The sequence below is a fragment of the Planktothrix mougeotii LEGE 06226 genome (genome assembly GCF_015207485.1).
GTDB lineage: Bacteria > Cyanobacteriota > Cyanobacteriia > Cyanobacteriales > Microcoleaceae > Planktothrix.
Genome location: NZ_JADEWU010000070.1, coordinates 1 through 19964, shown reverse-complemented (window position 1 = coordinate 19964; position 19964 = coordinate 1). Strand labels below are relative to the sequence as shown.

Below are 19964 nucleotides of genomic sequence, written 5' to 3'. Positions count from 1 at the left end.
TTCTGACTTCTGCTATACCTTAGTTCTAACATTTAATTCTTCAGAACCCTTAAAATTAGTATTTTAATAATCCTTATTTTTTGATAATAAAAATCCCTCCGTAATCATACAGAGGGATCAAATTGATCAAATTTTCACGAATAGCCTGAAAACTCGTTTTCGTTAGCTGCGGTCAGCGGCCGCCACAGGTTCAAAACTGGGAACCACTAACTCATCGTTTTGCTTGGTTAATTGGTTATACAAGCGTTCGGTATTCGGGAAATTCGCCGCAGGTAAGGTCGGATAACGACGATAGGGAACGGTATCTTCCCCGAACAGTTGAGCATATTCCACACTGTTCACCATGGCGTTAATAAATCCTTTCAAGCCGTTAGCCGCCAGGATTTGGTTATACACCCGGATTTCTGCTTGGTTAAGCGGTGCACGACCTAAGAAGTGCTTGGTTCCCAACTCAATCACCTTCGTATTCGGATAGGGGGTATAGAACTCCTTGATATACAGAGAAGTGCTTCCCAACGCCTCAACGAACTCTTTCAGGTTAATTTCATTGTTCCCCAGTTTACTTTCGAGCACAGTAAACTCGTTCTTAATGACATAGGGATCAATATCGCGTTCAAAGATTTGACGATAAACCGCTTGAATTAAAGTGTTTAGTGCCACTTTATCCGTCGTTGTCGTCAGCTTGAACACTTTGCTTTGTTGACGCCGCTTACTGACGCCTTGAGCGATGCGATTGTCTAATTCAATCTCACCCTTAATTTCAGGCGTACCCAGTTCGATAAACCGAGGCGTGATCACTTCCTCCACCATCGGTTTTTTCTCAGCAAAGGCAGCAACACGACCTGTCCGCAAGGACACACCACCCGGAGTCAAATACCGTTCATAAGGAACCGTATCTTCCCCAAAGGCTTCGTTGTATTCCTGACTATCGAGAATTGCATCCACCAAAGCATAGAAGCCTTTTTTGGAGCAAAGATCGAAGTAGGCGTTCATTTCCTGACGACCGTAGGTGGGACGACCTAACAGACGACGATGGATGTATTCAATCGCTTTACATACATACAGCGATGTCCAATACATCTTGCGGAAGACATCAGACTTAGCCAGGATGCGAATAAACTCCCGAACGGTAATATCGCCGTTTTCCAGCTTAATTTCAGCAACAGTTTGGCGTTGACCCGCATAGAGTTCCCGACCAAAAACCTGCCGATAAACAGCCTGAATTAACGCTTGGGTAGAGGTTTCGGAGTAATTAACATTAGTTCCTTTGCTGCTACCACTGCGCTTGAACCGACTGCTAATATAACCTCCGGGCAGTTGATCCAGTTTGAACACTTTGGGCCCCAGAGAACCGGGATTGTTCCCCCGTGCGGCAGGGTTGCTTAACTGGTTATCAATACCTGCCCCATTGCGAATCAGAATCCGACGGGTATCTTTACCAAAGGGTGCTGGACGATTGCTAGGATTACGGGTTTCTTTCGGGAAAATTGCACCGAACTGGATTTCCAGAGGATCATTCCCGGTTCCGTAAACGTGCTGATCCCGCAGAGGTTGTTTGTAGTCTGCGAACAGCGTTACAAACTGGGGCACTTTGCGGAAGGGAGCACTGTAGTTAAACAGGTCAATTTGCGGCCCCCAGTTGCGACATTCTTGGGCTTCTTGACCCAAGCCGCGCAAATAGGGAACGGTTTCTTCCCCGAAATAATCCGAATATTCTTGAGAATCCACCATTGCATCCACTAAGGGGCCTAAGCCACCTTTGGACACAATCGAGAAATATTTGCTAAATTCTTCAGGAGAACTTAAACCCCGACCCAGGAAGTGACGGGCTGCCAGTTCCACCACCCGACTATTGACAAAGGGTTGATAGAACTGTTTCCGGTATAACGGAGATTTACCTAAACGGCGGATAAACTCTTTAGTCGAGATTTCGCTGTTTTTTACTTTGGATTCTAAGTCGGAAATCCCCAAACTGTAGGCGCGGGTAATATCCCGTTCAAACACTTGGCGATAGGCGGCTTTCACCACATCTTGTTTTTCCGTCGCAGACAGTCCCGGTTTCATCACAAACTTCTGACGTCGCTCGGCGGCGTTGAAGTAAATTTGAGGCAGTGCTAACCCTTGGTGGTCACTGCTAGGACGTTGCCGTACTTTATTAGCAGGTGCTGACGCTTCAAATTCTGTGATTAACACATTGAAGTATTGCAGGGCGATTTCTTGGGCATCTTTATCGCCTTTCAAATAGCCTAACGCTGCCCGACGCATTTCTTGGAGGGCCACTAAAGTCGCCGCACTAGAACAGGCATTTTCAATAATTTCCCGCAGTCCCCGCACGTTAACGGCGATCAGATTCGGATCTCCGGCAACAATTGCGTAGGTTGTATAACGCAAGAACCAGCTTAAATCCCGCAGGGATTTGGTCATGTTCCCAGGGCCATAACGAGAAACGTTAATTGGCCGGAACCCAGGGGGTAAAAATACGGCTGGCCCTGCTCCCGCATCCACAAAAATTGATCTTAAACCCTCGAACAGACCGCCACCTTTGTTATCCACATAGGAAATAGTTCCCAGTTTCATGCCTTCGGTGAGGTTGACTTCACCCCCCCCAACTGTGGCCATTGCCATAGTGGGAGTTTCCGTCGGTTTCTCCAAGAATGCTAGAGGTGAACCGCCCGTGAAAATCCGGTTCGCGGCACGGGAGACAATCAATTCGGCGTTTTGCGTCAGAATTTGAGCAATTTCTAAACGTTTTGCGCCAGAACTGAAATAGGTTGCCAGTTCACTTAATTCGCTTTTACCCAAAAAGCGATCTTGTTGCTCCGCTTGGGAAATGGTTGCAACGGGTACGGTTTGATAGAGTTGCGGACGCGCAACTGAGCTTCCACCACTTGCCTTTACACTCATTCGATCTCTGTCGCTCCCTATCTGAATCGTTACAGCATGGAACCTGAAGTATGGTACTGTTCTCAAACAATAAACGGATTAGTTTTGGCTAAATATAAGAATGCCTTCCACCCGATCATCGTGCTTGAGTTGTTGCCAGTTTAATCTTTCAGATTAAAATGAATTTTGGCTGATTACCAGACATTTATAAAAAAGCGTACCGACAATTATTGTATAGACTTGGGTGATGTTATCTGAGAAAAAAGAATAAGTTTTGTTACGCTCTCAGAGGTCGGTTGTGGGTTGTCGGTCAACCGTCAACCGCAGCACCCAACAGCCAATGGTCAACATGAATCAATCTTAATGCTTAATTGAGTTAAAACGATGGAAGAAGTTAGTTCTGCGGTTAAACGGCTTTATGATACCTATCCCTTTCCTCCTGACCCCCTGTTAGATGAACCGCCTCCAGGGTATAACTGGCGATGGTCTTGGCCAGCAGCTTATAGTTTTTGTACAGGCCAAAAGCCCCAACATCTTGATATTCGCATTTTAGATGCAGGCTGTGGGACGGGTTCGAGTACGGAGTATTTAATTCAACTCAACCCAGAAGCCTCGGTGCTGGGAATTGATTTAAGTGAAGGGGCCATCCAAACGGCGCAAGAACGCTGTCGTCGGTCTGGAATTTCTACCCCCGGTACACCCTCACCTGAATTTCGGCGTTTAAGTCTTTATGATGCAACCCAGTTAGAGGGACATTTTGATTTTATTAACTGTGTTGGCGTTTTGCACCATTTACCTGATCCGATTCGAGGCATTCAAACCTTAGCATTAAAATTAGCCCCTGGCGGGTTAATGCACATTTTTGTTTATGCTGAATTGGGACGCTGGGAAATTCAATTGATGCAGAAAGCGATCGCATTGTTACAAGGAAATAAACAAGGCGATTATAAAGATGGGGTCAAAATTGGTCGTCAAATTTTTGAAGCTCTCCCGGAAAATAATCGGTTAGTCAAATATGAATCTCAACGCTGGGGGCTGGAAAATCAACGAGATGAATGTTTTGCTGATATGTATGTTCATCCCCAGGAAATTGACTACAATATTAATAGTTTATTTGAGTTAATTGATGCGTCAGGTTTAGAATTTATTGGATTTTCTAATCCTAATTATTGGAATTTAGATCGATTAATTGGAAACTCACCTGAGTTACGCGAACGAGCCAAGGAATTAAGAGATCGTCAACGATATCGTTTAATTGAACTTCTTGATCCTGAAATTAGTCATTATGAATTTTTCCTCGGACGTTCACCCTTACCCCGGAATACCTGGTCAAATGATCAAGCGTTATTAGCCGCAATTCCTGAGCGCAGTCCTTGTATGAATGGCTGGCCGAGTCAAAATTTGTTTGACTACAATTATCAAATTGTAAGTTTATCTGATGCCGAATTTGAGTTTCTGAAAGCTTGCGATCAAACTGCCGAATCTCCTCGAACAGTAGGGGAAATTTTAGCTCAAAGTCAACTGGATTTAGACGGAGTGCGATCGCTGATTACTCGACAATTCATTTTGTTATCAATACATCAGGATTAACCCAAAAGTTAACAGCAAACGTCTAAAATGATAGAGAGAACTCACACAGTATCTTTGCTCCCTCGAACCTTCTTTGTGATCACCCCAATTCCCCGTTAAGCCACGTAGTAAGCCCTTCAGGGCTTTCTTCCTCTGGCTGAATGACTAAATCACCAGCCTTCGTCGATACTCTTTTGTAGTAAGCCCTTCAGGGCTTTCTTCCTCTGGCTGAATGACTAAATCACCAGCCTTCGTCGATACTCTTTTGTAGTAAGCCCTTCAGGGCTTTCTTCCTGTCTTCATTAACCCCTTAAAACGGGTTTTAGCGTAGAGGGGGTTACATAGCGCGTCTCTCTACTGAAATTTATTTCAAGGCTTTTAACCTTAAAAGGAACAATGGTAAAATCCCCCACCTTTTCCGCCATCAAAGGTCGGGGATTTAACTAAAATCAATGATTTTGTCTTATAATAATCAGAAAATCCCTGACTTGTCCCTTTGTGACGGTATAGAAACATCTTGCAGTAAAATTGTATAATATCAATTCATTATTTTTATCCATCATTATGAAATGTTTTAACCCTGATTGCCTTCACCAAAATACTCAACTTACTAATTTTTGTCAGAAATGCGGACAAAAGTTATTATTAACTGAACGTTATCGCGCCCATAGTTATCTTGGAGAAGGTGGTTTTGGGCGGACTTTTATTGGTGTTGATCAAAATAGAAGAAATAGCTCCTGTGTGATTAAGCAATTTTTACCTTTATCACAAAATAGCGGTGCATTGCAAAAATGTATTCAACTATTTGAACAGGAAGCAGAGCTATTAGAAAAACTAGGTAAACATCCCCAAATTCCTGATTTATTGGCTTTTTTTGAACAGGATGGTAAGTTGTATTTAATTCAAGAATATATAGAAGGTCAAGATTTACTCAAAGAATTAAAACAACAGGGAATATTTAACGAAACGAAGCTCAAGTCTTTTTTAGTGGAAATGTTACCTATTTTGGATTTTATTCATAATAAGTCTATTATCCATCGTGACATTAAACCAGAAAATATTATTCGTAGAAAAAATAAATTAGATCCTACTATCTATGGACAAATTAGCGATTTAGTGTTAATAGATTTTGGTGTTTCCAGGCAAGTTAGCGCGACTATTATGACCCGTATGGGAACTGTGACAGGCACTCCCGGCTATGCGTCACCGGAACAATTGAGAGGAGTAACGAATGCTTCTAGTGATATGTATAGCTTGGCAATTACTGCTATTAGATTATTAACAGGTGTCTTTCCTCAAGAAAGAAATGGAACCTTGGTTGATGAGATTTTTGACCACTATAATTTAGGTTGGGTTTGGAAGGAATGGTTAAGCAAAAATCGCCTATCTATTAGTCAAAATCTGGCTAGTGTTTTGGATAAAATGTTAGCGGATAAACCTAGCGATCGCTTTGGGTCTGCTCAGGAAGTTTTAACTGCTATTGGACAACGCAGTTTCGCTCCGTTACCTCAACCCCAACCTGCTCCAAAACCTAATATTAAGTTACAAACTTCTAAAGCTAATTTTACCAAACTAGACCAACTTTTATCAACAGAAAAATGGAAAGAAGCTGATCAGGAAACTGGGAGAGTTATGTGTCAAATTATGGGGAGAGAAAAAAAAGGTTGGTTAACGACAGATAATTGTCGCAATTTTCCTCGTGAAGAATTAGGCATTATTGACCAATTGTGGTTAAAATATTCTGAGGGCAGATTTGGTTTTTCTGTGCAGAAACAAATCTGGTTGGAAGAAGGTGGGAAATTAGATGGAAACTGGGATGCGGCTACTTTCGAGAAACTTGCGAACCGGGTTGGATGGATGGAAAAAGGAAAGTGGTTGAATTACGAACAATTGACCTTTAATAAAAATGCACTTCCGGGTCACCTTCCCTGTAATGTTTTTGGTTCTTGTGGCGGTGGGTGGGTTCTTCTCTCTTCTCTAAACTCTAACACATAAGGTATTCATCGCAATCCAAAATATTTGATCTTAAAGTAGTGAGTACGAAGTTATAAGGTTTTCCGCGTTTCATTACCTGTCATGATATGAGGGATACGGTTGATTAAGGGACGAAATATAATTTCTCCTTAGAATTAAATCAAACAATGTATAAATAACTACAGAAATCAGCATCAAAACATGATTTTTGACACACTACTCCTATAAGGAAACCGGGCTAAAAAAAACCTGGTTTCCAGCATTGTCAATAATGAATATAATTATTTAAAAATTCGGCTACCGATTTTTTGTTATAACAATTAGCGAAAATAAACTTTTCCGAAACTTCCACAATTTCAGGATTATTTTCTCGCCAAATTTCATAAAATCTTTTAGCTTCCTCATCGGGTTGATGAGGTTTTTTATTCTGAGGAGAAGCTTTCTTAATTCTAGTTAACTTAGGTAATAATTTACTCCCCCAATGAAAGCCTTTAGACTGCTTTTCTGGGGGCTTGTATTTATAACAGAAATTACGATATTTTTCCGCACACTCTTCTAAGTTTTCTCCCAAAGCCAAAAAAGCAGGATGCCAAGTAGTAATACCATCATCACTTAATCTTTCATAAACACCATAATTACTAAAATCATAGAAAAAGCCCTTTTGCATTCCCGCCGATTGGGGGTTAGCATGGATATATCTAAGAGTATTTAAAGCCCTTCTTTGATCACTACTAGGAAAACTTGTACTATGGTATCTTTTTTCCCAAAAATGTCCCGTACGTTTTAACATTCGATTAAAACACATAGCACTATACCAGTTAAGATAGTGCATGATTTTCGGTACATCTTCTGTTTTTTGAGGTTCAATTAAATAGTGAATATGATTGGACATTATACATAAAGAATAAAGCTTAAAATCATATTTAATAATTGCTTTTTTGAGAATGTATAAGAAAACTTGACGACATTCTAAACGAGTCAAGCGAAACTCACGATTATTACAACGGGAGGTAATATGATAGGAATAGGGCATTTTCAATTTGGGAGTGATTCAGTCTATCATTAGAAAATCGGGATAAAGATACCCGACTCAAATTAAATCTACAATTCAAAATCGATGGAAGATCCCCAAAACAATCGTATTATCCCGATTAGGATTGTGGCTGGAATTGCCACTGTTTTAGTTGCTGTGGGTGCAGGGATAACCTGGTGGACATCAACGTCTCGTTCTCCCCAAGAACCCGTTATTTCTTCCCCGGATACAACCTCACCCAGTCCTCTAATTTCTCCTTCTCCATCACAAACCGTTGAAAAAACCGTTGCCATTTATTGGGTGAAGGATACCAACGGTAAACAGACCATCGTTTCTCAACCTGTACAAATTCAAGCCCAAAATGATCCAACGGCATTTTTAACCGTCGCTTTTGAGCGATTATTAACAACTTCTCCCGATGCGAATCAATTCAATGAAATTCCCAAAGGAACAACAATTCAGAAGTTAACCACTAACAATGATGATGTTTATATAGATTTGTCCCCAGAATTTACTCAAGGTGGGGGGAGTGCATCAATGACCGGACGACTGGGACAAGTGGTGTATACCGCGACAACCCTCAACCCGAATAGCAAAGTGTGGCTTTCCGTGGGCGGTAAACCATTAACCGTTTTAGGCGGAGAAGGGTTAGAAATTCCTCAACCCATCACTCGCCCCATTTTCGAGAAAGAATTTTTACCTGTTCCCTAATAGCCCGTTTTTAATCCGGTTTAATTCGCATTAAAGGTTGACCATATTCAACCGGGGAACCATTCTGAATCAAAATTTCCATGACTTGGCCAGAAAATTCCGCTTCTATTTCGTTCATCAACTTCATAGCTTCAATAATACAAACGGTCTGACCCGTCGAAATCCGATCACCCGTTTCCACAAAAGGCGGTTCATCGGGGGCAGGAGAACGATAGAACGTTCCCACCATTGGGGACGTAATTTCAACCCACTTAGATTCAGTCGAAGTCGGTGGGGGAGGCGGTGATACAGTTGGGCTAGATGCAGGGGACGTTCTGCCAACGGAATCAACAGCAGTGGGAACCACCGGAGACGAAACCAACTGTGAACTAACCCCTGCATCCGTTAACAGCGTCTCAACGGAAGGCAGAGTCCCAGAACTGAGCGAAATTTCTTTGCGAACAGTCAGTTCAAAATCTGCGCTTTTGAGCGTTAGCTCTGAAATATTGGTTTTATCGAGATCAGCCAGCAGTTCACGAAGCTGGTTCAAATCTAGTTGCACAGTTGGTACGTCTCCCCTAAATTTGCAATCTATCTTGATTTAGTCTGTTGGGTGGCTATACGAGCAATAACCCAACATTCTAAATGCCTTGTGTTTTTGTCTAAGTTTGGCACGCTTAAAATATCAAATCATGGTTCGGTGAGTCTTTATTCTCGACCTTGATAACTGTCAGTCCGGGTATCAATCCGAATCCGTTCTCCTCTAGCAATAAATAAGGGAACCATCACTTGAGCGCCTGTTTCCACAATAGCGGGTTTTGTACCCCCTGTTGCTGTGTCCCCTTTGACTCCGGGATCGGTTTCAATGACTTCTAAGGTGACAGAGTTGGGGAGTTCAACTTCCAGAACCTGCTCTCCCCAGCGAACAACGTTAACGGTCATTCCATCTTTAAGATATTTCACGCGATCGCCAATTTCACTTGCCTTTAAACGGGCTTCTTCATAGGTTTCCATATCCATAAAGACGTATTCTTCCGCGTCTTTATAGGTATGTTGCATTTCGCTTTTTTCCAGGGTCGCTTGAGGAACCGTCTCTCCCGCCCTAAAAGTGCGCTCTACCACATTCCCGTTTTGTGCGTTTTTGAGTTTTGTCCGTACAAAAGCAGAACCTTTTCCGGGCTTAACGTGAAGAAATTCTACTACACGCCAGACTGACCCATCTAATACAATTGTGACACCTGTGCGAAAGTCGTTACTGGAAATCATAAGAAAAATTGTGGGACGTTTGGAAACTGCGTTTTTTTAGAGCGCAGAGGAAAAACGACTCAGGGGAATAAATTCCCCGTGAAATATTGTTGCCACCTGGGAGTTGCTTTACTCGGTGTACTTTTGTGATGTACTTTCAACGGGACAGTTACCGTCTCAAGTATTGCAACTCTCCACGCACAACAGTTTGCTCAAAAGAGCCTCCCATTACTGGGGTAATGTTCGCTTCGCCAAGATTATCTGAGCTTGTTAGGCTAACCACACTGTCTTACCCCTCGTAAAACTGTTTAATGATTGACGATAGAGCCACAAACTAGCGACGCATTTGTGGGTATCTTGACTCAGATAACGTAGCCAGTTAAGGCTTAGGCTGGTCAGCTACCTAAAGAGGAGGCAGACCCATCTCTTTAGAGCGGGGTGCTGACGCAAGCTAATACCTGGGCAGAATAATCGGCATCTTATTTTACCCTTCAATGGGGAACAGGGGATTAATTTTTTTAGGATGACTGGTGACGGAATAATGGCAAGATCAGTAAAGAGAACAAACGTTAAGATTTATGTTGCATTTGCCCAATTCCATGAAAAACACCTATAAACATTGGTTGAGAACGAGTTTGGTGGCTGTACTGCTGTTTACCCTATCCCTAGGTCTGAGTGCGGCTTGGTGGGAGGGTGGGAGTCCACCAAAACGAGAAAGTATTTTACCTCAAGGAAATGCGATCACCGATGGTTCGGCACTATTACGCTATGCTCTGCCCATTGATAACGAAGCGGTCAGAAAACTGCAATCGAGTTTAGAATCCATTGCGTCTCAACTGCGAGGAAAGCGTTGGAATAATATCAATGGAGATATTACCCTCGCCTCCAGAGTTTTATCGACGCGGGAGGCGGAACTTTTGGCTAATATTCCAGAGGAACGCCAAACCCAAGCTCAAGCTTTAGTTGACCAATTAAAACAAGACATTGATACCCTACGCTCTGCTGTTGAAGTTAAAGATGCGACAACGGTGTTAGCAACCCGGGGAAAAATGTTAGATAGTGTTGGCAAATTAGAAGAATTAATGGTACAGGAATTTCCCTTTGAAGTTCCCGCAGAATATTCTAATTTACCTCAACTCAAAGGTCGGGCTACCGTTGAAATTCAAACGAATAAAGGTAACTTAACCGTTGTCGTTGATGGTTATAGTGCTCCGATTACGGCTGGGAATTTTGTTGATTTAGTTCAACGGGGATTTTATAATAACTTAAAATTCATCCGTTCAGAAGAATCCTATGCGTTACAGGTGGGAGATCCTGATGGAGAAGAAGACGGTTTTATTGATCCCAAAACTGGACAATATCGAGGGATTCCTTTAGAAATTTTGGTTCAGGGAGAAACAGAACCGATCTATAATATTACCTTTGAAGAATCCGGTCGTTATCAAGAGCATCCAGTTTTACCCTTTTCTGCTTTTGGAGCCGTTGCATTAGCCCGTCCAGAAGCTATTTTAGATGGAGGGTCTTCTCAAATTTTCTTCTTCCTTTTTGAGCCGGAATTAACACCTGCCGGACTTAACTTATTAGACGGTCGTTATGCTGTCTTTGGATATGTGACTGAAGGAAAAGACGTGTTAGAACAACTCCGTAAAGGGGATGTGATTGAATCTGCAAAAGTGATTCAAGGGGCAGAAAATCTCGTTGAACCTGCTTAATTAAGGTCAATCCTTAACAGTTGACAGTTGATTTTCAAAAATTAACTGTTAACTGTTAATATTAATTTTATTCCTAGTTTCTATTGTGTTAACTATGGCTATTATTGAATTACTTTCTATTGCTGGATTAGGTGTATTAGTCACCTTGTTAATTGTTAATATCGGAAATAATCGAGAACAACAGCGCCAATTAGATTCCGCATTTTATCGATTAATTGCGGCTCAAGCGGGTCGAGTTTCCCTGATTCAACTCTCTGCTTTAGCCGGAGTGAGTGCCGAAGTTGCCCAAAAATATTTAGATCATCAAGTACAAGTTTTTGCTGCATTTCCTGAAATCGATGATGAAGGAAATACCTTTTATCGGTTTCCTAAACTGCGTTTACCTCCCCGCTTAGAACGAGAATGGTAACAACACTAACTGACTAAAACTCCATAATCTGATATAAATGTTAATTATCAACGCGATAGTCAAACGTCTAAATCTAAAGAGTCAGTATCGTTAGTGCATCTGAACCTATGGCCAGTAAAATTTCATCACTTGTTTTTAACCTCTGTGGAGTGGCAGTAGTAGTGGGTGTTTCGAGTCTCAATCCAGCTTATTCATTGAATATTTCATCAACTTCGGAAACCACTACCAATTCTAATTCTAACCCCGAACAAATCAACTCTTCATTCCAACGGAAGCAATACGGTAAACATCTTGATTGTTTTACATGGCATGATAAAAGTGCTATAGATGGTGGGCAACAAGATCTTGATGGATACTGTAACTTAGAAGGTGTGACACCTAAATTAGAATTCAATGAACCTGCACCTGATGTATCCTCTGATCAACACATTGAAAAAACTGTGATTGATCAAGAAAATATTGATCAAAAAAATCAGGATGCTTCCTCATTTCCATCAACAACGACATCAACATCGGGGTCTAAGAAACAAGGGTCTAAAGAAAAAACTGTCAACTCAGAAAAGACAATACAACTTCCCGGTTTTCAAGATGCCCTTGAATATCAAGCCTTAAATTCATCCTTAGATGAAGAACCTTCTTTTTCAATTCCCATCACTTGGGTTGTGGGAATTGTGATTACATTATCATTAGGATTAACTGTATTTTTGGAACAAAAATGAAAAAATAGGTTTATAGTAACTGCTTTGCCTGATCAATTTTAAGACCTAACTCCCTAGTTCTTTTCCTCACAAGCGGAAGACGAATCATTAGTATTTTTAAATGACTGGGCTATTTAATACTTTTCACCCTACTTGTAGGAAAAGAATTTCAGGGGAGAGGTCTTACAAATCTACCCCTAGCAAAAAATCGTCCTAATTTTCTCAAAAATCCTCTAATTGATCTACTTCAATAACCTTGTTCTCGTCCTTGTTCTAAAATTCGCGCCATCAGTGAAGTTTTTCCCATCTGACGGGGTGCTTTTAAACGAATTAATGCACCGGGATGGCTAATTTCTTGATAACATTGATCTTCATGGGGAACCCGTTTAATATAAAAAGCTGATTCTAAACGGACTTGTCCACTGGGTAATTCAGGTTCTGCGACGGGGAAGGGAGAGGGAATTACTGAAGAATAAAAGGGTTTAATGGAGAGAGAAGAAATAGAGGGAGGTTTGTGAGATTGGATGACTAGATTAGGCTGATTTTCGAGTTCAGCTTCATCCCAATCTAGTGGTGAATATTGGGGAGGAGATTCGTGAATTGACTCCTGGAAAACACTGAGAATTTTTTGTAGGAGTAAAACCGTATCTTGTTGACCACTCCAGGTATATTGCATTGTTCCCCATAAATAGCTTCTCAGATCATGATTTAAGGGTAAATTCGCTGGACAATTCACCCAAATCGGAATAAGTTTTGGTAAACGATGGGGATGAGTATCTTGTAATTCTCGAACTTGACGCAATTCTTCAATCACCATTTCACTATGGCTAGATTGAGGAGATAACAATAAAATAAAAGCATCACACTGTTTTAATTCTCTGTCAATTTGAGCAAGAAAATCACTGTCCTGTTGATTGAGAGGAGATCGAATCACTTCCCAAGCTGCTAAAAATACAGGATTTCCAACTTGAGTTAAAACCGCTTCTAATTGTTGTGCTAAACGCAGATTTAACTCACCATGACCATGACTTACAAACACTCGATAAACTGGGCTTGAAAGTTGCAGCAGTTCCCCAGAAATTTGACTAGCTTGAATAATATTTTCTTTTTGCTGATATCGTTCTACAGCACCTCTAATCGTTTTTTTAGTAACTTTCTCTCCCAACGCTTGAGAAATTTTTTTCCAAAGTTTATAACCTACATATTTTTCAAGATAAGTTGGATTCAAGGGGTAAATTTCTGGGTAACTTTTGCCATCCCAAGAACCCAGAAAAACTTCTCGCTCTAAATCATTGAGATGCTTCCCTTGATGCTCAAAAACTAATTGGTCAACCCATTCTAGTGCTACTTTAGCATCCATAGTCTTGTGATAATCCCTTTGGTTTATTCAGCCAAAACCACTTTGATTAAACTGATGATGCTACAATCTTAATTAAGATTTGTGAAAAAAGTTCTCTTATCCGTCACCATGATACCCTCTAGGAACTGGTAAATTTTTATTATAAGTATTTTTGGTATTGCCAGTGTGAGGGAAATCACTGAAAGTTGATAGACACTTGTGATATGACCCAATCTAAGTGATCTCCTCCTGAATATTTCTGAGGTTTTATGGGGTTTTGAGGAGAAAAACTACGATAAAATATAACTTAGCCTCAAAAGGATTTTACAGGTTGGTAAAAATTTGGCAAAACTCATGGGCTTTTCTGGTTTTCATTGGGTTCAAATTGAATCAAACTATAAGTAATCCATCCCCCATCACAATTGTATGAAGACCCCCCCTGTCTCCTTAACCAAAACCCTCCTTATGTGCTACCAGACCCAAGTTTTTATGATTCAAGACTGCATTCATTCTTTATACACAGGTTACTATCAAGTTTATGGTCGCCAACACCTGAATTATGCGTCCTTAATTGCTAAAGTTGCTGACTTTGCTTTGCATCAAATTTTACACAGTGACGCACCTTACCACGACGTAGAACATACAATTTTAGTGACCTTAGCCGGACAAGCAATTTTACAGGGAAAATATCTGAGCGAAGGAAACGTTTGTCCTAGGGAGTGGCTCCATAGCATCATTGCTTTACTGTGTCATGATATTGGCTATATTAAAGGCATTTGTGCCTCAGACAAAATCCCCGATAGAATTTATGCAACAGGACAAAATAAAGGCCTAATTCAACTTCCACCTGAAGCAACAGATGCCAGCCTTACCCCTTATCATATTGATCGGGGAAAGCAGTTTGTTCAAGAATATTTTGAGCAGAATCCCCTGATTAATATTACCACCCTTCAAAATTATATTGAGTTAACTCGTTTTCCCGTTCCCAATGATGAAGAACATCGAGATACAACAGATTATCCGGGTTTAATTCGGGCGGCGGATTTAATTGGTCAGTTAGCTGATCAGAAGTATCTTAAAAAAATGCCGAATTTATTTCAAGAATTTGAAGAAACGGGAACAAATCAACAGCTTGGGTATGCTCATCCTGATCATATTCGAGAAGCTTATCCCAAATTTTTTAATAACGTTGTTGCTCAATATATCCAAACGGGTTTGTATTATTTATCGTTGACTATAGAAGGAAATAAAATCATTGATAATCTCTATCAAAATGTGGAATCTGCCAAACAACATCCTGAACATAAACTGGGGAACGCTTGTTTGATTTCCGCTTACAATTCTTCCCGGTCTTCAATCTCAAGTTAAAAACGATAAATTTTTGAATCCTCAATTCATTGAAACGTGTTAAAATTACAAGGATAGGAGTTCTGACTCCCCAATAAAATAGCCTTAATTCAAAAAAAAATATGTTAAAATCATCCTTAGCCTTTCGTACAGGATTTAGTACAGGCTTATTTTTTACCCTCTGCTTTATTGTATTGGGGGATTCCTTATTTACGAGTTTAGGGCTAGGGATTCTATCAGGATGGTCTGTAGGATGTTTAGTAAAATGGTGGCAAATTGATCAAAAACCAGAACAGTCAGAACCCTTTGAAATTGAAGTGATTACTGATAATCTTTCAGACATTTTGGTTAAATCTAAACTCTTACCCCCCCAAGCTAAATCCACTCCTCGTCCAACCCAAGCTACCACCCTTTTGGGTTGGATGTTTAAACGCAATAAGAATTAAATTGTTTATAGCAGGGAACAGGGAACAGATAGGAAAAGAGGGGTGTACGGCGCGCAGTTTTAGCATCAGTCTATGTCATCACACCCCCAGGGCAACTGTTATCGTATTTAGTATTTTTATTGATTTTATCCTATGTTTCTCTTTTTATCTAAACTGTTACCTTTATTTATTTATCCATTAGGATTGAGTTGCTTATTAATGTTTTTTGCACTCTTTACTTTATGGAAATATCCCCGATGGACAGGGGCAGTCATTGGTTGTGCTTTAGTCATTTTACTCTTAGGAAGTAGTCGAGGTGTTGCTCAAGGATTAGTCCGATCATTGGAATCTCAAAATGTTCCTCAAGGTGAACTTCCTAATGCTGCGGCGATCATTGTTTTAGGAGGGGGAACAAAACCCGCTTTATCTCCTCGTCCTTGGGTTGATGTTGGAGAAGCAGGCGATCGCATTTTATATGGAGCCTTATTATATCGTCAGAAAAAAGCCCCTTGGTTAATCTTAAGTGGGGGAAGAATTAATTGGCAAGGAGGGGGCGATCCTGAATCTCAAGATATGGCAAAAATAGCTGAAGTTATGGGTGTTCCTCCTTCGGCTATTTTACAAGATCCGACTTCATTAAATACCTATGAAAATGCAGTTAATGTCCGAAAAATTTTAGAAGAAAAAAATATTAAAGATCCGGTTTTATTAGTGACCTCTGCCTTACATACACCGCGATCCCTCTTAATTTTTAAGCGTCAAGGAATCAATGTTATTCCAGCGCCAACGGACTTTTTAATGATTCCTTCAGAAATTAATGAAGCTCAAAAAACTTGGCAAGGAATTCTACTCAGTTGGATACCTGATACCCTGTCTCTGCATCAAACCACTCAAGCGTTAAAAGAATATATTGGCTTAGGGGTTTATCGCTGGCGGGGTTGGTTGTGAAAAAACTATGCTAAGGTAACAGTATCCTTAATTTAGGATTGTGTACTCATGCCATTTGAATGGGAACAGATTGTTCAACAACCCAGTCCACCAGCGGCGGAAGTTCTCAAAGCTCATCAACTAACCCGTGAGTTTCATCAAGAAGTTGAATATCGGGAAGAATTTGAGCAATATTGTCATTGGTATTATCAAACCGCCGCCCGTCACCGTCAAGAACTGCAAAAAATGCGAGGCGATATTAATATTTTCGGCTGGTTTTTAGGGGGAAAATAGGAGATCGGAGAAACAATTCATCCCCAATCCTCCTATCTCCTGTTTTTTGTATTCTTCAACTATTGTATCAATTCTAACTCATCTTCTCGGAAGTGAGCTTTAAATTTATTGCCAAAATCGACAACAATAGGCAAATTGGGGCTAATGGGTCTTCCATGCCAATCGGTAATAACAGATACAATATTTCCTTCCAATCCCTGCACATCAAACTTTTGATTTCGATGTTCGGGATGGACATACACGATAACAGATGCTTTAACCGTAACGCGATCGCCAACCTTCATATATTCTAACCTAGTATTTCCTCTCTAACTCTCTGGTACGAGTACCTGTAACTATTACGGGTACTTTGATCAGACAGCTTTTCTATATTTACACAAAATTGCCACAAAACCTACAATAACACAGGGGAAATTTGAGAGGATCGTTTTTTTCCAAGATCAACCTTTACCCGGAAACTGCCATCGGGACAATGAAGAAAACACAATACCCACTCAAATCCAATCTTCTTGATCGCTCTTTTTTCCCCGATAAATTTGACCCGTAGCGTGAATTTGACGAGTCTTTTCAAATAAACTTTCGTCAGTATATCCCCAGATTTGTAAAATTTTTTCTAAATCATTTTGAATATCCCGTGCACCGGGAAAACCTCGATAGCGAATTTTTAGACGTGCTAATTCAGCAAGATTATAATCGGTTGCTTCTTGTTCTAAAAAACTACTAACAATCTTTCGGTCTGTATTGTATTGAGGATGTTTTTGTTCTTGTGTGGTCATAATTGAGAGTGCCAACCTGATTTTGATCACCGGATTAATCCTTTTTATTATAACACCATTCTTAGACCTTAACCCAGACCCTCAGTCACTTGTTATCACTTCAGATCTTGATGCTTTGATGAGTTGTGCCTATCTTCTCTGCTACATCAAGTTTAAATCGATTGTCCTATCACTGGACTGAAAAATAATTGTGGAAAAGTTTACGGTTTTTACCGGATTAATTTCAGTCAACTCGTATTAGAGAATGGACACTCTAAGACGGACAACTGTTATGCGAATCTATAGCACTATTTTACTCTCTACTTTGTTATTAGCTGGTATGAATCATCACAATCCTACTCCTATTAATGTTGCTTTATCTCCAACTAACGAAGTAACAGCCGTTCTTGCCACAGAAACGAATCCAGAAGTTGATCCAAAATCTGTTCCTCACCGAGGCAGCGGACGTTAATGATTCTGATTAAAACCCCATAGGAGTGAGTTAAGAAGCTACCTGCTAATCCTGATAGACTTCTTGGTGTTGGAAACTCACTCCATTTTTTCTCTAAATTTTATAAGCTTTAGCTCCATTTTTCATCGATTCTTGATTCTCTTCACCTGACCTAATGTTGACAATATTTTATATTTTTATCCTGTTCCTAACCCGTTGATTCCTTAAAAATTGTGCAAGTCTAAAGCCTAAATACACGGGATTTGATCATTTTTTTGATCAGGGGATCATGATGAGGATTTTATCAACGATCCGGATGAAGAAGTCAAACCTTGGTATTGAAAAATAGCCACCTAAATACCTAATCCCAAAATGTCTAACTTCATTACCGTCTTAATGATGAGTACCGTTGTGGGTTTACTTCCCAGTTTTAACCCCCAACTTCAAACAATTCAACAGCTTGATGTCAAACAAATTCAGTCTTGCCCATCTAGCAATACGCTAGTGTATCCCAAGAATTATGATATAAAAGTTGCCCACCACAACCATGAAGATGAAGATCCCAGTGATAAAGCACCATTACCGGGTGATGGGCGACGAGACAGTTAATCACAGATTTAAACGAATGACTTAGATTTCAAGGCTCGATTCTGTTTTGTCATTCTATTGCTTCTCCTCCAACAACCACATTGCGAATGCGTAAACTAGGGCCTCCACAGCCTACGGGTAAACCATTTTGTCCCCCTTTTCCACAACCCCCCGATTCATCCCAGTAGAAGTCATTGCCAATGGCTTCAATATCTGTTAAAGTTGTAAAAACATTTCCTGATAACGTCACATCCCGAACCGGTTCTGCGAGTTTACCATTCCGAATCATCCACGCTTCTCCTGCACTGAATGTAAACATTTCGCCATTGGTCATTCCCCCTAACCAATTGCGAGCATAAACCCCTTCTTTAACATCACTGAATAAATCTTCAACGGACGTATCCCCCCTTTCAATCCAGGTGTTGGTCATTCGCACCAACGGCGGAAAATGATAATTTAAACACCGGGCATTTCCAGTGGGAACTTCCCCTAATTTGCCTGCGGTTTCGCGGGAATGAAGGCGACCCACTAACGCGCCATCTTGAATCAGTTGTGTGGTGGTCGCCGGAGTTCCTTCATCATCATATTTATAGCTTCCCCGATGGTCAGCAGGGGCAGCACCATCAAAAATTTGTAGGTTTTTGGGGCCAAATTGACGACCCAGGGTCATGACTTCTAAGATATCAGGATTTTCATAGGTCATATCCGCTTCAGACAAATGACCAAAGGCTTCATGAACAAATAAACCAGACAAAATTGGGTCAATGACAACGGTATAAACATTGCCTTTAACGGGGGGAAGTGCTAAGGAATTAACCGCCCGTTGCGCTGCACTACGAACTTGCTCATCTAAATTCGTTAAATCTTCATAGGCTTTGCGGGAACCTGTAGTTTCTCGCCCGGTTTGTACGGTTTCCCCATCCCTGGCGGTGGCTGCAAACCGCATTTCCATATCCACCCAGGATTGTTCTAAGAAAGTGCCTTCGGAGGTGATCAGAATTAACCGTTGGGTGCTGTCATTGTAGCGCACCGAAATTGTGGCAATGCGGGGGTCAACACTGCGGAGAATGTGACCATAGCGATCGCAGAGTTCCTTTTTTTGAGCCAGGGGCACTTGACGCGGATCGGTTCCCGTTAACGGTAAGGTACAGCTATCTTGAATAATGGGAATGGGAGCCAGCAGAGTTTCTTCGTCGCCGATGAGTTTTGCGGCTGTGATCGCTTCACCGATGCGATCTTCTAGGGTTGAAAGTCGATTAAAACTAGAAAACCCCCATCCTCCTCGATAACAGGCGCGGACTTGACCGCCAATAGAAAGTCCTTCACTTAAGGTTTCAATCCGATCTCTGCGTAACAAAATATCTGTTTCTTCCGCTTCTTCCAAACGAATTGCTAAATAATCCACTTGGGATTGGTAACGGGCCATTAAATCGGCTAACAGATTCTTCACATCAGCAAGCAAACTGGGCATAATGGTCAGCAATGTTGACTATATTTCCCTATTTTGCATCATATTGGGGGTGTTGACAGTTATCAGTTATCAGTTATCAGTTATCAGTGTAGGAGTCAGGAGTCAGAATTTAGGAGCCGATGATTTCCCCCTCTTCTCCCCATCTCCCCATCTC

General features: G+C 40.9%; 20 protein-coding genes. 12 read left to right on the top strand and 8 right to left on the bottom strand.

Features of this window, described 5'->3' with window-relative positions; all coding sequences use genetic code 11:
* Positions 1-162 precede the first annotated feature (162 nt).
* Positions 163-2904 carry a phycobilisome rod-core linker polypeptide gene (locus IQ236_RS21845; RefSeq protein ID WP_193871234.1) on the bottom strand — a complete coding sequence of 914 codons (2742 nt, stop codon included), beginning with the start codon at positions 2902-2904 and terminating at the stop codon, positions 163-165.
* Positions 2905-3267: 363 nt separating this feature from the next.
* Here IQ236_RS21845 and IQ236_RS21840 point away from each other — a divergent pair, with 363 nt between their 5' ends.
* Both IQ236_RS21840 and IQ236_RS21835 read left to right on the top strand, forming a co-directional pair.
* Positions 3268-4473, top strand: coding sequence for a class I SAM-dependent methyltransferase (locus IQ236_RS21840; RefSeq protein ID WP_193871233.1), 1206 nt, complete (start codon positions 3268-3270; stop codon positions 4471-4473).
* 543 nt (positions 4474-5016) lie between these two features.
* Positions 5017-6447: a serine/threonine-protein kinase gene (locus IQ236_RS21835; protein WP_193871232.1), complete on the top strand. Its 1431-nt coding sequence runs from the start codon at positions 5017-5019 to the stop codon at positions 6445-6447.
* 244 nt (positions 6448-6691) lie between these two features.
* On the opposite strand, the gene IQ236_RS21830 is transcribed toward IQ236_RS21835, so the two are convergent.
* Positions 6692-7459, bottom strand: coding sequence for a transposase (locus tag IQ236_RS21830; RefSeq protein ID WP_193871231.1), 768 nt, complete (start codon positions 7457-7459; stop codon positions 6692-6694).
* Positions 7460-7543: 84 nt separating this feature from the next.
* Here IQ236_RS21830 and IQ236_RS21825 point away from each other — a divergent pair, with 84 nt between their 5' ends.
* Positions 7544-8170, top strand: a complete 627-nt coding sequence (locus IQ236_RS21825; protein ID WP_193871230.1) for a GerMN domain-containing protein — start codon at positions 7544-7546, stop codon at positions 8168-8170.
* A 10-nt stretch (positions 8171-8180) separates the two neighbouring features.
* On the opposite strand, the gene accB is transcribed toward IQ236_RS21825, so the two are convergent.
* The gene (accB, locus tag IQ236_RS21820; protein ID WP_193871229.1) at positions 8181-8711 is read right to left on the bottom strand and encodes an acetyl-CoA carboxylase biotin carboxyl carrier protein; all 531 of its coding nucleotides are present in this window, start codon (positions 8709-8711) and stop codon (positions 8181-8183) included.
* A 146-nt stretch (positions 8712-8857) separates the two neighbouring features.
* Positions 8858-9415: an elongation factor P gene (gene efp / locus IQ236_RS21815; protein WP_193871228.1), complete on the bottom strand. Its 558-nt coding sequence runs from the start codon at positions 9413-9415 to the stop codon at positions 8858-8860.
* Positions 9416-9972: 557 nt separating this feature from the next.
* On the opposite strand from efp, the gene IQ236_RS21810 reads away from it, so the two are divergent.
* The 3 genes from IQ236_RS21810 (at position 9973) to IQ236_RS21800 (ending at position 12234) form a co-directional block, all read left to right on the top strand.
* The gene (locus tag IQ236_RS21810; protein ID WP_193871227.1) at positions 9973-11106 is read left to right on the top strand and encodes a peptidylprolyl isomerase; all 1134 of its coding nucleotides are present in this window, start codon (positions 9973-9975) and stop codon (positions 11104-11106) included.
* Positions 11107-11200: 94 nt separating this feature from the next.
* Positions 11201-11515: a hypothetical protein gene (locus IQ236_RS21805; protein WP_193871226.1), complete on the top strand. Its 315-nt coding sequence runs from the start codon at positions 11201-11203 to the stop codon at positions 11513-11515.
* Positions 11516-11622: 107 nt separating this feature from the next.
* A complete protein-coding gene (locus IQ236_RS21800; RefSeq protein WP_193871225.1) occupies positions 11623-12234 on the top strand; it encodes a hypothetical protein in 612 nt (203 codons plus the stop codon).
* 226 nt (positions 12235-12460) lie between these two features.
* Here IQ236_RS21800 and IQ236_RS21795 read toward each other — a convergent pair whose 3' ends face one another.
* Positions 12461-13573 (bottom strand): AAA-like domain-containing protein, encoded by a 1113-nt coding sequence (locus IQ236_RS21795; protein WP_193871224.1) that lies wholly within the window; start codon positions 13571-13573, stop codon positions 12461-12463.
* A 444-nt stretch (positions 13574-14017) separates the two neighbouring features.
* Here IQ236_RS21795 and IQ236_RS21790 point away from each other — a divergent pair, with 444 nt between their 5' ends.
* The 4 genes from IQ236_RS21790 (at position 14018) to IQ236_RS21775 (ending at position 16545) form a co-directional block, all read left to right on the top strand.
* Positions 14018-14920, top strand: a complete 903-nt coding sequence (locus tag IQ236_RS21790; protein ID WP_193871223.1) for a metal-dependent phosphohydrolase — start codon at positions 14018-14020, stop codon at positions 14918-14920.
* A gap of 101 nt (positions 14921-15021) precedes the next feature.
* The gene (locus tag IQ236_RS21785; protein WP_193871222.1) at positions 15022-15345 is read left to right on the top strand and encodes a hypothetical protein; all 324 of its coding nucleotides are present in this window, start codon (positions 15022-15024) and stop codon (positions 15343-15345) included.
* A gap of 132 nt (positions 15346-15477) precedes the next feature.
* Positions 15478-16272, top strand: coding sequence for a YdcF family protein (locus IQ236_RS21780; RefSeq protein ID WP_193871221.1), 795 nt, complete (start codon positions 15478-15480; stop codon positions 16270-16272).
* Between the two features lie 48 nt (positions 16273-16320).
* Positions 16321-16545 carry a hypothetical protein gene (locus tag IQ236_RS21775; RefSeq protein WP_193871220.1) on the top strand — a complete coding sequence of 75 codons (225 nt, stop codon included), beginning with the start codon at positions 16321-16323 and terminating at the stop codon, positions 16543-16545.
* Between the two features lie 59 nt (positions 16546-16604).
* On the opposite strand, the gene IQ236_RS21770 is transcribed toward IQ236_RS21775, so the two are convergent.
* Together IQ236_RS21770 and IQ236_RS21765 are read right to left on the bottom strand one after the other, a co-directional pair.
* On the bottom strand, positions 16605-16829 hold the full coding sequence (locus IQ236_RS21770) for a ferredoxin-thioredoxin reductase variable chain (protein WP_072719792.1): 225 nt from the start codon (positions 16827-16829) through the stop codon (positions 16605-16607).
* Positions 16830-17039: 210 nt separating this feature from the next.
* Positions 17040-17321: a DUF3288 family protein gene (locus IQ236_RS21765; protein ID WP_190518624.1), complete on the bottom strand. Its 282-nt coding sequence runs from the start codon at positions 17319-17321 to the stop codon at positions 17040-17042.
* A gap of 271 nt (positions 17322-17592) precedes the next feature.
* On the opposite strand from IQ236_RS21765, the gene patX reads away from it, so the two are divergent.
* Both patX and IQ236_RS21755 read left to right on the top strand, forming a co-directional pair.
* Entirely contained in the window at positions 17593-17772 is a 180-nt protein-coding gene (patX, locus tag IQ236_RS21760) for a heterocyst-inhibiting protein PatX (RefSeq protein WP_193871219.1), read from the top strand.
* Positions 17773-18123: 351 nt separating this feature from the next.
* Positions 18124-18360, top strand: a complete 237-nt coding sequence (locus IQ236_RS21755; RefSeq protein WP_193871218.1) for a hypothetical protein — start codon at positions 18124-18126, stop codon at positions 18358-18360.
* 49 nt (positions 18361-18409) lie between these two features.
* Here IQ236_RS21755 and IQ236_RS21750 read toward each other — a convergent pair whose 3' ends face one another.
* A complete protein-coding gene (locus tag IQ236_RS21750) occupies positions 18410-19810 on the bottom strand; it encodes a TldD/PmbA family protein (RefSeq protein ID WP_193871217.1) in 1401 nt (466 codons plus the stop codon).
* Between the last annotated feature and the right edge of the window lie 154 nt (positions 19811-19964).

Excerpts from the sequence above, each read along its gene's own strand:
- IQ236_RS21845 (WP_193871234.1), bottom strand. The coding sequence starts at position 2,904 with ATGAGTGTAAAGGCAAGTGGTGGAAGCTCAGTTGCGCGTCCGCAACTC.
- IQ236_RS21840 (WP_193871233.1), top strand. The coding sequence starts at position 3,268 with ATGGAAGAAGTTAGTTCTGCGGTTAAACGGCTTTATGATACCTATCCC.
- IQ236_RS21835 (WP_193871232.1), top strand. The coding sequence starts at position 5,017 with ATGAAATGTTTTAACCCTGATTGCCTTCACCAAAATACTCAACTTACT.
- IQ236_RS21830 (WP_193871231.1), bottom strand. The coding sequence starts at position 7,459 with ATGCCCTATTCCTATCATATTACCTCCCGTTGTAATAATCGTGAGTTT.
- IQ236_RS21825 (WP_193871230.1), top strand. The coding sequence starts at position 7,544 with ATGGAAGATCCCCAAAACAATCGTATTATCCCGATTAGGATTGTGGCT.
- efp (WP_193871228.1), bottom strand. The coding sequence starts at position 9,415 with ATGATTTCCAGTAACGACTTTCGCACAGGTGTCACAATTGTATTAGAT.
- IQ236_RS21810 (WP_193871227.1), top strand. The coding sequence starts at position 9,973 with ATGTTGCATTTGCCCAATTCCATGAAAAACACCTATAAACATTGGTTG.
- IQ236_RS21805 (WP_193871226.1), top strand. The coding sequence starts at position 11,201 with ATGGCTATTATTGAATTACTTTCTATTGCTGGATTAGGTGTATTAGTC.
- IQ236_RS21800 (WP_193871225.1), top strand. The coding sequence starts at position 11,623 with ATGGCCAGTAAAATTTCATCACTTGTTTTTAACCTCTGTGGAGTGGCA.
- IQ236_RS21795 (WP_193871224.1), bottom strand. The coding sequence starts at position 13,573 with ATGGATGCTAAAGTAGCACTAGAATGGGTTGACCAATTAGTTTTTGAG.
- IQ236_RS21790 (WP_193871223.1), top strand. The coding sequence starts at position 14,018 with ATGTGCTACCAGACCCAAGTTTTTATGATTCAAGACTGCATTCATTCT.
- IQ236_RS21785 (WP_193871222.1), top strand. The coding sequence starts at position 15,022 with ATGTTAAAATCATCCTTAGCCTTTCGTACAGGATTTAGTACAGGCTTA.
- IQ236_RS21780 (WP_193871221.1), top strand. The coding sequence starts at position 15,478 with ATGTTTCTCTTTTTATCTAAACTGTTACCTTTATTTATTTATCCATTA.
- IQ236_RS21775 (WP_193871220.1), top strand. The coding sequence starts at position 16,321 with ATGCCATTTGAATGGGAACAGATTGTTCAACAACCCAGTCCACCAGCG.
- IQ236_RS21770 (WP_072719792.1), bottom strand. The coding sequence starts at position 16,829 with ATGAAGGTTGGCGATCGCGTTACGGTTAAAGCATCTGTTATCGTGTAT.
- IQ236_RS21765 (WP_190518624.1), bottom strand. The coding sequence starts at position 17,321 with ATGACCACACAAGAACAAAAACATCCTCAATACAATACAGACCGAAAG.
- patX (WP_193871219.1), top strand. The coding sequence starts at position 17,593 with ATGCGAATCTATAGCACTATTTTACTCTCTACTTTGTTATTAGCTGGT.
- IQ236_RS21755 (WP_193871218.1), top strand. The coding sequence starts at position 18,124 with ATGTCTAACTTCATTACCGTCTTAATGATGAGTACCGTTGTGGGTTTA.
- IQ236_RS21750 (WP_193871217.1), bottom strand. The coding sequence starts at position 19,810 with ATGCCCAGTTTGCTTGCTGATGTGAAGAATCTGTTAGCCGATTTAATG.